Source organism: Bacteroides finegoldii DSM 17565 (genome assembly GCF_000156195.1).
In the GTDB taxonomy this organism is placed as follows: Bacteria; Bacteroidota; Bacteroidia; order Bacteroidales; family Bacteroidaceae; genus Bacteroides; species Bacteroides finegoldii.
The window spans coordinates 19,339-28,316 of sequence record NZ_GG688343.1 but is presented as its reverse complement, the minus strand read 5'-3'; the positions used below and the strand labels follow the sequence as shown (position 1 = coordinate 28,316).

Genomic DNA, 8,978 nt, shown 5'->3' with positions numbered 1-8,978 from the left:
TGTGCATCGGAAAAGTTGGTATAGGACTTCAAGACCATCAAGGCTATTTTACCTTCGGGAGAAAAATAACTTTTACGACCCAAAGCAGAGGACTTCAAATGCATTTGTCGAGCCAGTTCCGAGAAAGGGAATAGAGAATGGAGTCGACCTAATTCACTCGTTGCAAAACTTTGACGATATTTTTTAAGCATATCGAACTCGGTAAAACCTAAACAAGGTTCGATTTCTGAGATTTTTTGTATCTTTACCATGTGTTTTTATTTTAGATTACCCCCGTTTTGGCCGTCAAACCGTTTTTTGGGGGGAATGCTTAAAGATACAAAAAAGGCAACTAATTCGCAATGAAGTAGTTGCCTTAAATTTTATTATTTTAGGAATATCCCTAATTAAAAAAACTCTCTCTTTCTCTTTTAATTTTCCCCTTTTGTTCAAGCTCAGGTTGTAGGTTAATGATACATGGTTTGATTTGCTACTTTTTCTTTGTTTCATAGGTTAAATGCAGGGAAATAGGAAATACTGCACGGGATTCGGTTATTTTTTTATTCTTTTCCTTAAAGAACTTTTTTTATTTTATTTTTTTTATAACTTTGCTTCCATGTAATAAATGCACGATGAACAACTCACTTATTTATTAATATAAATTTTATAAATTATGTTCAAAGCTCCTTTTTCTTTTGACGGTCGTATTCGTAGAATCGAATATTTCCTGTCTGGTATTGTTGGTGGTATAGTAACTTGGATCGCTATGCTGTTGGGTGTAGGTACTTTTATTTTTGGTGCTTCCAGCGGTTCTGCCGGTGGCTCTGTATTCGGCTTGTTGATCGGCCTTGCTGCTTTGGTTGCTTCTGTGTGGTTCTCTCTGGCACAGGGCGTGAAGCGTCTGCACGACTTGAATAAATCCGGCTGGTTGATTCTGTTGATGTTCATTCCTATCGTGAATGCTATTTTCGGACTTTATATGTTGTTTGCTGACGGTACTGTAGGTCCTAACCAATATGGTGCTGACCCGAAGAACCGTATGCCTTACCAGGGACAACCTTCTGCTGTCAACGTTACGGTAAACGTATCAAGAGAAGAGGTAAAGGTTGAAAAACCGGTTGAAGCTGCTCCTGCACCTGCTGAAACTCCTGCAAAAGAAAAAGCGGAATAATCTTTTCGAACAAATAATAAAAAACCTCCTGTGAGATTCGTTTCACAGGAGGTTTTTTGTTTATGTTTCGTTTTCTGATATCAATGAGAGAAATCTACTTATATTGGAAAAGCCAAAATAAAAGAGACGGCTGGATATATTAAAAACGATATTTTATGAGAGGGGATAGAATATTTCTATAACTTTGTGCCTTATATAAATAACAATTATAGAAATATGAAAAAAGTAATTTGCTGTGAGAAAGCTCCCGGAGCTATCGGTCCGTACAGCCAGGCGATGGAAGCGGGCGGAGTGGTATATGTGTCCGGACAGTTGCCTATTGACGCCGCTACGGGGCAGATGGCGGAAGGGATAGAAGGACAGACCCGCCAGTCGTTGGAAAATATAAAGTACATTCTTGAAGAGGCGGGATTGACAATGGACGACATTGTCAAAACCACCGTGTTTCTTCAGGATATGTCCCTTTTTGCGGGGATGAATGGTGTGTATGTCACTTATTTTGACAGAACTTTCCCGGCACGCTCGGCGATTGCCGTAAAAGCTCTGCCAAAGAACGCGTTAGTAGAGATCGAGTGTATCGCGATTCGCTAACAGATCGGCGACAATGAAACTGCTGCCTCCCACAAAGATGAAGTCTTTCGGGGGGCAGTCTTTTTTTGCCGCCTGCACCGCTTCTACCACAGTGGGGTAAGCGTTGCCTTTCAATCCGGCTTTCTGAGCCAGTTCCTGCAACTCGTTCTCCGGAAGCGCGCGTTTCACGCTGGCTTTGGTGAAATAATAGGTGGCGTCTTTCGGCAATATTTTCAGTACACCGCTGATATCTTTGTCATTGACCATACCGAATACGATATGGATCTTTTTTCCGTCGTTTGCCCGGATAGCTTCGAGCTGCTTGCAGATATACTTGATTCCGTCGACATTGTGTCCGGTGTCGCAGATGATATCCGGATAGCTGTACACTTTCTGCCAGCGTCCCATCAGTCCGGTGAGTTCGCATACATTGGAAAAGCCCTCGAAATAGTTCTTGGGTGAGATGTGATATCCCATTTTCACCAGTTCGTCAAGGGCGGTCAGGATAGTAAAGCCGTTTTCGACTTGGTAGAGACCGGTAAGTTCCAGAAAAATACCGTCCTGAAAATGATTATTGCTGAGTTTTATCGCGCTTTTTCTTTTGTCGAGTATTCTGTCCATCGCGCGTATGGCATTGTCCAGATTGAACGTAGACAGTAACTTCTCCAGAGACTTCTCATTTTTCCGGTGTTTGTCTTGTAGCATTTTGAACATTTCGAGGCCTTGCCGCGTCATTTCGTAAAAGTTGTTCCTTTCTTTCTGTAATTCCGGATAGCTATATATAGCGACGTCGTTGCCCGCGGCAGTCTGTTTCGTATACGTGATGGGGGCGTTCATCTCCTCCGCTTTTGCGGAGAATACTTTTTTCACCGCTCCTCTGGCTCTTCCGATAACCACCGGTACGCCTTCCTTGATGATTCCGGCTTTTTCTTCAGCGATCTTTTCGAGTGTACCGCCCAGATACTGGGTATGGTCAAGACCGATGTTGGTGATGAGGCATAGGTCCGGACGGATGATGTTGGTGCAGTCCAGACGTCCGCCCATTCCTACTTCGATAACGGCTACATCTACTTTTCTGTCGGCAAAATAACGGAATGCCATAGCGGTGGTAAGCTCGAAAAACGAAGGTTGGAGAGGTTCGAAGAAAGGACGGTGCTTTTCCACAAAGTCAACTACGTATTCTTCGGGCACCATTTCGCCATTGACGCGGATGCGTTCGCGAAAGTCCACCAGGTGCGGGGAGGTGAATAATCCTACCCGGTAGCCTGCCGATTGCAATACGGCGGCGATAGTATGCGAACAGGAACCTTTTCCGTTCGTACCCGCAATGTGTATCGTTTTGAATTGTTGATGAGGATGACCGAAATATTCGTCTAATTTTTGTGTGGTTTCCAATCCCGGCTTATATGCTTCTTTCCCTACTTGCTGGAACATAGGTACACTTTCATATAAGTACTTTAAAGTGTTCTGATAGTCCATGTTTTATAATATTTAACGCCGGGCAATCTTTATTGCCCGCTAATTTGTTTATCTTTAGAACCGTCAACCGGACTGCGATAAGTGAGGTTGACGAATTGAGATTGCAAATATCAACATTTAAATCTAAGAAATCATGGGAACTAAGAAAAATTTTGTGCTAGACACCAATGTTATTCTTCACGATTATAATTGCTTGAAGAATTTCCAGGAAAATGATATTTATCTTCCCCTTGTCGTGCTTGAGGAGTTGGATAAATTCAAGAAAGGAAACGAGCAGATTAATTTCAATGCCCGTGAGTTTGTGCGTGAGTTGGATACGCTGACGAGTGACGAGATTTTCTCGAAAGGAGTGAAGCTGGGCGAAGGCTTGGGACGCCTGTTTGTGGTGACCGGTCAGGTGGAGGCTCCCGAAGTATGGGCTGCTTTTCCGGCGAAGAAGCCCGATCATTTTATTTTGGCGGCAACCGAGTTTCTTGCCTCCAAATATCCGAAAATGAAAACGGTATTGGTGACCAAAGACGTGAACCTGCGTATGAAGGCGCGTTCCATCGGTCTGCTGTGCGAGGATTATATCACGGACAAGGTGGTGAATGTGGATGTCTTTGAGAAATCCAATGAAATCTTTGAAAATATAGATCCGGCATTGATTGACCGTATTTATTCTTCTAAGGAGGGTATCGACTTGAGTGAATTTGATTTTAAGGATCTGATTCATCCTAACGAATGTTTCGTACTGAAGAGTGACCGGAATACGGTGCTGGCACGTTACAATCCTTTTACTCATTCTATCTGCCGGGTGATGAAGGGTAAAAATTACGGAATCGAACCACGCAACGCGGAACAGAGTTTTGCTTTTGAGATTCTGAATGATCCGAATGTGAAGCTGGTAGCGTTGACCGGAAAGGCGGGAACGGGTAAGACGCTGTTGGCATTGGCTGCCGCTTTGGGCAAACTGACCGATTACAAGCAGATTCTGCTGGCACGCCCTGTCGTTGCGCTTTCCAACAAGGATATAGGTTTCCTTCCGGGAGACGCGCAGGAGAAAGTGGCTCCTTATATGCAGCCGCTATTCGACAACTTGAACGTGATAAAACGCCAGTTTGCTGCCAACTCTACTGAAGTGAAGCGTATAGAAGATATGCAGAAAAGTGAACAGTTGGTCATTGAGGCTTTGGCATTTATACGTGGCCGCAGCTTGAGCGAAATGTATTGCATCATCGACGAGGCGCAAAACCTGACGCCGAATGAGATAAAGACCATCATTACCCGTGCGGGAGAAGGTACGAAGATGGTGTTTACCGGAGATATCCAACAGATTGACCAGCCGTATCTGGACAGCCAGTCCAATGGTCTGGTATATATGATTGACCGTATGAAAGACCAGAAAATCTTTGCGCACGTGAACCTGGTAAAGGGAGAACGGAGCGAGCTAAGCGAGCTGGCAAGTAACCTGCTGTAGAAGAAATTAAAAATTAAAAGATGAAGAATGAAGAATTTACTATGCGGCATTAGAGCGCAGATAATTCTTCATTCTTCATTCAAAATTTATTCTTCGTTTAAAATAAATTCTTCCTTTAATCTTTATTCTTTCTTCCCGAAGTATTTCAAGAACTGTGTACGTTCAAAAGTATTAATGCCTTGAATATCCTTGATATTCAGCTTGCCTTTGAACTGTGCAATGCTGTTGAAGCCTTTGCGTTCCATCCATGCGGAGAGGAAGCGGTTGGCTTCGCCGATGAATGCGTTTGTATTCTGGTAGATCGCGCTGCAAACTTCTACGGCTGAAGCACCGGCAAGAATAGCCTTGACTACTGCTTCTGCGTTAGCCACGCCACCGGAAGCTGCATAGTCGATCTTGTCTACTGCGGCAGATGCGATGCCGATCCAACGGAGAGGAGTGCCCAGGTCGGCAACAGTGCTGAATACTTCGCCTGAGATATGCTCCATCTTTTCAATGTTGATGTCCGGCTGGTAGAAGCGGTTGAAGAGAACAACAGCCGCCGCACCGTTGGCATACAACTGATCGATCAGTGCTACGGGATTAGTCAGGTTGTCACCCAATTTCATGATGACCGGAATGCTTACCGTTTTTTTGATGTGGCGGAGAATATCAATGTGACGCTGTTCAAAAGAACCGTATGTATATTGTATGTCCGACTGCAAAGCCAGAATATTGATCTCTATCGCATCGGCTCCGGCTTCTTCTATTTGTTTGGCAAAGTCTACCCATTCGGAATCACTGTAACAGTTAATGCTGGCAATGATAGGAATCGGGCATACCTTCTTGCTTTCTTTTATCAAAGTCAGATATTCGGATAACTTGTGTTCACGAATGTACTCTGCCAGGTAATCACTGCCTTCCGGATAGAAAGCTGGATCTTTCAGTTGTTCTGCTTCCAGCATGATTTGCTCTTCGAACAGTGATTTCAGAACGATAGCACCGGCTCCGTCTTCGGCCAGCTTCTTGTTTTTGCCGACACTGTTGGTCAGTCCCGAGCTACTGATGATTATAGGGTTCCTGAGGGAAAGCCCTGCGAAAGTAGTTTTTAAATCGGTCATGGTGATAATAATTGGTTAAATATTATATTCTCGTTCTCCGAAAATCTTGCTTCCTACCCGTACTAACGTACTTCCGGAGGCAATGGCTTCGTGATAATCGTGCGACATACCCATCGACAATTCCCGAAAGACGTCTGAGTCAGCGAACCAGTTTTCTTTAATCTCTTTAAAGAGACTGCTCAATAAACGGAATTCACCGTTGATTTGTTCGATATTATCGGTGTTGCTTGCCATTCCCATCAAGCCGCAGATACGCACGTGTGCCAATGCTTTCCACTCTCCGGCATCCAGCATTTCCCTGCATTCTTCGGGGCTGAAACCGAATTTTGTTTCTTCCTGTGCCACGTGTATCTGCAACAGGCAGTTTACGGTACGTCCTGCTTTGCCTGCCTGCTTGTTGACTTCTGCCAGTAATTTATAGGTATCAATGCCATGTATCATCGCTACGTATGGTATCATGTATTTGATTTTGTTACTTTGCAAGTGTCCGATAAAATGCCATTCGATGTCTTTGGGTAAACTTTCGTATTTAGCTGTCATTTCCTGCACCTTGCTCTCTCCAAAAATACGCTGTCCCGCCTGATATGCTTCTTCTATCGCTTCATTGGGATGGAATTTCGAGACAGCAACCAGCCGGACTCCTTGCGGGAGCTCGGCCAGTACTTGCTTTAAATTGTCAGCAATACTCATTGTCATTTATGATTTTGCGGGGTCAAACTCCGGTTTGTCATTCGGTTCGGCACTGTAAGGGTAGACGTCCATCAACGGAGTCTCGGATACCATTCCGATCTGATAATCGGCCATTGTACCTTTCATTCCCTCGTCCAGCTTCTTCACCGCGTCGCGCAGGTCGGCAGCCTGTACCAGCACTTGAGTGGATGTCTTTTTCTCCGCGCCGCTTTTTTCATCCAGCGTGATAAAAATAAGTTTGCATTTGAACCAGCGATCGGCACTTTCTTCGTCACTGGGGAAAAGTTCACTATAGTTGGCACGTTTAATGTCCGAAACGGTAAATTCTCCGGAGATAAACGGAGTCATTTCCTCGATGATTCGTGCCTCTGCTTCTGTAAAGCTGAGTGCGTCAACCAGATAAGGTTCCGTAACTTTCTTCTGCATTCCGTTTTCCATTACTTTCTCATAACGGATCTTGCACTCAAACCATGTATGCATTGCCATAATTTTCTTTCTGTTTAATTAGTTGATTCATGTAAATTGCCTACAAAGATAAACAAAATACCAAAGTAAGTGCCGAAAGATTTTTATTTTCTTTTATGTAAATTCTTTAGTTCAAATGAAAGCATGACACGGAAAAGTCCGATGATGAGGAATGTGAAAGAGATCATGTAGACTGCATAAAGGGCTCCTATGGCTGGTTGCCACAATATCAGCAATGAGCAGAGGATAGCCAGAATGCCGAATGCCATATACCATCCCCAGTCGCGGGTTCCGTAACGTTTCAGGTCGATGGAATAGCCGGTAGAAGAGAAACCTCGGAACATGAGCCAGAAGGCGATGATAAACGGAATGACTTCCATGCTGACCATCGGGTAAGCGATCAGGTAAATGCCTAGAATAAGGTCGATGATTCCTCCTACAACGTACCATCCCCAACTGGGAACACCTTTCTTGTTGCTGATGGCGAAAATGATTTCCAAAATTCCACTGAACAGCATAGATACGCTGAAGATAATACTTAAAGCTATGTAACTGCTTACGGGGGAGAACATGAGCCAAAGGGCTACGATAATATACACGATTCCCAGAAGAAGGGAAGTCCACCAGTTCTTTACTGAATGTTGAATCTCATTGAATACTGTTTCCATACATTTTCTATTTTAAATTGTTACTAGAATAATTTCGTTGTGAGATAACAAATTCAATTTGGAAAAGGTTTTCCGTGAACATATTTTGGGTAATTGTTGTTTCTATATAAAGTAATTTTTAAATAGATATGCATTATGGCAACAACAAATTTCAAAGGACAACCGGTAAAACTGATCGGTGAATTTATACAAGTAGGTAAAGTCGCTCCCGACTTTGAATTGGTAAAAACAGATTTGTCTTCTTTCTCATTGAAAGATCTGAATGGCAAGAATGTGATTCTGAATATTTTCCCAAGTCTGGATACCAGTGTTTGTGCTACTTCGGTACGCAAATTTAACAAGATGGCTGCCGGACTGAAAGATACGGTGGTATTGGCTATCTCCAAAGACCTTCCTTTTGCGCACAGCCGTTTCTGTACAACGGAAGGTATTGAGAACGTGATTCCATTGTCTGATTTCCGTTTCTCCGATTTCGACGAAAGCTATGGAGTGCGCATGGCGGACGGCCCGTTGGCAGGGCTGTTGGCTCGTGCGGTGGTAGTGATAGGAAAGGATGGCAAAGTGGCCTATACGGAACTTGTGCCGGAGATTACGCAGGAACCTGATTACGATAAGGCATTGGCTGCACTGTAAATCAGGGGGATGATTGCTTAGGATTAAACGCAGATAAACGCGGATTAACGCAAAAGATTATTTCTATTTGCGAAAATCCGCGTTTATCTGCGTTTTATGTTTTGAAGTTTATTTCTTCTTCATTCCTTTATAAACCAGGAAGGCAACGATAAACACACCGAGGGCAATGAAGCCATAGCCTATTTCGTGGCTGTATTCTGTTACTTTGGCAATCAACTGTTCCTCACTCTCGATTCCCGGCACTTTGGACAAGTGGTAGCCGATAATGGCTAGAATGGCATTCCACAATCCTGCTCCTAAAGTGGTGTATAGCAAGAAAGTGGTCAACTTCATCCGTGCCAGCCCGGCAGGTATGGAGATCAATTGGCGGACAGCCGGAATCAGTCGGCCGATAAATGTGGAAAGCGCACCATGTTTGTCGAAATAAGTTTCAGCGTTGCGCACTTTGGCTTCATCAATAAGGCATATATGCCCGAAACGGCTGTTGGCAAACTTATAGACGATAGGGCGTCCCAACCACTTTGCCAGAAAATAGTTAATCAATGCTCCGATATTGGCTCCGATGGTAGCGAACAAAATCACCAGATAGATATTAAGCTCGTCGTTGACTGCGGCTTTATATGCTGCCGGCGGGATGACTACTTCCGAAGGGAAAGGGATAAAGGAACTTTCGATAGTCATTAATAAAGTGATAGTCCAATAATTCAAATGATCCAGACACCACTGGATAAAAGCTACTGATTCCATGATTTTTAGGGCTAGGG

The 8,978-nt window shown here is 43.8% G+C and carries 10 protein-coding genes and 1 pseudogene; 4 read left to right on the top strand and 7 right to left on the bottom strand.

The annotated features are described in order from the left end of the window. A pseudogene (locus tag BACFIN_RS00295) lies at positions 1 to 251 on the bottom strand (DDE transposase); the annotation flags it as partial. A 401-nt stretch (positions 252 to 652) separates the two neighbouring features. Here BACFIN_RS00295 and BACFIN_RS00300 point away from each other — a divergent pair. Further along, positions 653 to 1,150 carry a DUF805 domain-containing protein gene (locus BACFIN_RS00300; RefSeq protein ID WP_007758288.1) on the top strand — a complete coding sequence of 166 codons (498 nt, stop codon included), beginning with the start codon at positions 653 to 655 and terminating at the stop codon, positions 1,148 to 1,150. 216 nt (positions 1,151 to 1,366) lie between these two features. Then, positions 1,367 to 1,741, top strand: coding sequence for a RidA family protein (locus tag BACFIN_RS00305; RefSeq protein ID WP_007758287.1), 375 nt, complete (start codon positions 1,367 to 1,369; stop codon positions 1,739 to 1,741). Here BACFIN_RS00305 and BACFIN_RS00310 read toward each other — a convergent pair. After that, positions 1,709 to 3,199 (bottom strand): bifunctional folylpolyglutamate synthase/dihydrofolate synthase, encoded by a 1,491-nt coding sequence (locus BACFIN_RS00310; RefSeq protein ID WP_007758286.1) that lies wholly within the window; start codon positions 3,197 to 3,199, stop codon positions 1,709 to 1,711. The two genes, BACFIN_RS00305 and BACFIN_RS00310, sit on opposite strands and share 33 nt — an antisense overlap. A 133-nt stretch (positions 3,200 to 3,332) precedes the next feature. Here BACFIN_RS00310 and BACFIN_RS00315 point away from each other — a divergent pair, with 133 nt between their 5' ends. Further along, positions 3,333 to 4,658, top strand: a complete 1,326-nt coding sequence (locus tag BACFIN_RS00315; RefSeq protein WP_007758285.1) for a PhoH family protein — start codon at positions 3,333 to 3,335, stop codon at positions 4,656 to 4,658. Positions 4,659 to 4,780: 122 nt separating this feature from the next. On the opposite strand, the gene BACFIN_RS00320 is transcribed toward BACFIN_RS00315, so the two are convergent. From BACFIN_RS00320 to BACFIN_RS00335, 4 genes are all read right to left on the bottom strand, one after another. Continuing rightward, complete coding sequence (locus BACFIN_RS00320) at positions 4,781 to 5,758, bottom strand: dihydroorotate dehydrogenase-like protein (RefSeq protein WP_007758284.1); 978 nt, start codon at positions 5,756 to 5,758, stop codon at positions 4,781 to 4,783. 15 nt (positions 5,759 to 5,773) lie between these two features. Then, positions 5,774 to 6,448 carry a YggS family pyridoxal phosphate-dependent enzyme gene (locus tag BACFIN_RS00325; RefSeq protein WP_022276637.1) on the bottom strand — a complete coding sequence of 225 codons (675 nt, stop codon included), beginning with the start codon at positions 6,446 to 6,448 and terminating at the stop codon, positions 5,774 to 5,776. A 6-nt stretch (positions 6,449 to 6,454) separates the two neighbouring features. After that, positions 6,455 to 6,934 carry a DUF4494 domain-containing protein gene (locus tag BACFIN_RS00330; protein WP_007758282.1) on the bottom strand — a complete coding sequence of 160 codons (480 nt, stop codon included), beginning with the start codon at positions 6,932 to 6,934 and terminating at the stop codon, positions 6,455 to 6,457. A gap of 83 nt (positions 6,935 to 7,017) precedes the next feature. After that, a complete protein-coding gene (locus BACFIN_RS00335) occupies positions 7,018 to 7,581 on the bottom strand; it encodes an HdeD family acid-resistance protein (protein ID WP_007758281.1) in 564 nt (187 codons plus the stop codon). Between the two features lie 135 nt (positions 7,582 to 7,716). On the opposite strand from BACFIN_RS00335, the gene tpx reads away from it, so the two are divergent. Further along, positions 7,717 to 8,214, top strand: coding sequence for a thiol peroxidase (gene tpx, locus BACFIN_RS00340; protein WP_007758280.1), 498 nt, complete (start codon positions 7,717 to 7,719; stop codon positions 8,212 to 8,214). A gap of 108 nt (positions 8,215 to 8,322) precedes the next feature. On the opposite strand, the gene BACFIN_RS00345 is transcribed toward tpx, so the two are convergent. Further along, positions 8,323 to 8,961, bottom strand: a complete 639-nt coding sequence (locus BACFIN_RS00345) for a DedA family protein (protein WP_007758277.1) — start codon at positions 8,959 to 8,961, stop codon at positions 8,323 to 8,325. Positions 8,962 to 8,978 lie beyond the last annotated feature (17 nt).

What these genes read in the sequence shown, in the direction of transcription:
- BACFIN_RS00300 (WP_007758288.1), top strand. Translation starts at nt 653, where the DNA reads ATGTTCAAAGCTCCTTTTTCTTTTGACGGTCGTATTCGTAGAATCGAA.
- BACFIN_RS00305 (WP_007758287.1), top strand. Translation starts at nt 1,367, where the DNA reads ATGAAAAAAGTAATTTGCTGTGAGAAAGCTCCCGGAGCTATCGGTCCG.
- BACFIN_RS00310 (WP_007758286.1), bottom strand. Translation starts at nt 3,199, where the DNA reads ATGGACTATCAGAACACTTTAAAGTACTTATATGAAAGTGTACCTATG.
- BACFIN_RS00315 (WP_007758285.1), top strand. Translation starts at nt 3,333, where the DNA reads ATGGGAACTAAGAAAAATTTTGTGCTAGACACCAATGTTATTCTTCAC.
- BACFIN_RS00320 (WP_007758284.1), bottom strand. Translation starts at nt 5,758, where the DNA reads ATGACCGATTTAAAAACTACTTTCGCAGGGCTTTCCCTCAGGAACCCT.
- BACFIN_RS00325 (WP_022276637.1), bottom strand. Translation starts at nt 6,448, where the DNA reads ATGAGTATTGCTGACAATTTAAAGCAAGTACTGGCCGAGCTCCCGCAA.
- BACFIN_RS00330 (WP_007758282.1), bottom strand. Translation starts at nt 6,934, where the DNA reads ATGGCAATGCATACATGGTTTGAGTGCAAGATCCGTTATGAGAAAGTA.
- BACFIN_RS00335 (WP_007758281.1), bottom strand. Translation starts at nt 7,581, where the DNA reads ATGGAAACAGTATTCAATGAGATTCAACATTCAGTAAAGAACTGGTGG.
- tpx (WP_007758280.1), top strand. Translation starts at nt 7,717, where the DNA reads ATGGCAACAACAAATTTCAAAGGACAACCGGTAAAACTGATCGGTGAA.
- BACFIN_RS00345 (WP_007758277.1), bottom strand. Translation starts at nt 8,961, where the DNA reads ATGGAATCAGTAGCTTTTATCCAGTGGTGTCTGGATCATTTGAATTAT.